The organism is Serratia sp. LTN-2 (genome assembly GCF_059740205.1).
In genome coordinates this window covers 1-605 of record NZ_JCAXDO010000100.1, presented here as the reverse complement: position 1 = coordinate 605, position 605 = coordinate 1, and the positions used below count along the sequence as shown (strand labels likewise).

The following is a 605-nucleotide window of genomic DNA, read 5'->3' as shown; positions in this document are numbered from 1 at the left end:
CGCTTTAACTTACCATGATCACATTCAATGACATTATTTTTATACTTAATCTGCCTGTGCTCAATATCTACTGGACATTTTCCTTCTCGCTTTAATCGTGATAAAGCATGGCCATAGGTCGCTGCTTTATCTGTATTGATGACCCGTGGAATTTGCCATTTTTTCACCGTATTGAAGATCTTTCCTAGAAAACTATAGGCTGATTTACTGTTCCGTCTAGCGGAAAGGTAAAAGTCAATCGTATGACCCCGTTGATCAACTGCACGATACAGGTAAGTCCATCGCCCCTTCACTTTGATATAAGTCTCATCCATATGCCATGAATGTAAATCTGTAGGATTACGCCAATACCAGCGTAACCGTTTTTCCATTTCTGGAGCATAACGCTGAACCCAACGATAAATTGTACTGTGATCCACATTTATGCCTCGTTCAGCGAGCATTTCTTGAAGTTCACGATAGCTGATGCCATATTTACAATACCAACGAACAGCCCAAAGAATGATTTCACCTTGAAAGTGCCGACCGTGGAAGGGATTCATCTGCTGTATCTCGAAATAAATAAGATATTTAGCTTATCATGTCAGCCTATTTGCAACAGTGCC

General features: G+C 40.5%; 1 protein-coding gene. It reads right to left on the bottom strand.

All coding sequences use genetic code 11. The features are described from left to right. The coding region (locus AC6BYQ_RS28555; RefSeq protein WP_005108972.1) for an IS6-like element IS1008 family transposase at positions 1 to 542 on the bottom strand (542 nt) is incomplete at its 3' end. Between the last annotated feature and the right edge of the window lie 63 nt (positions 543 to 605).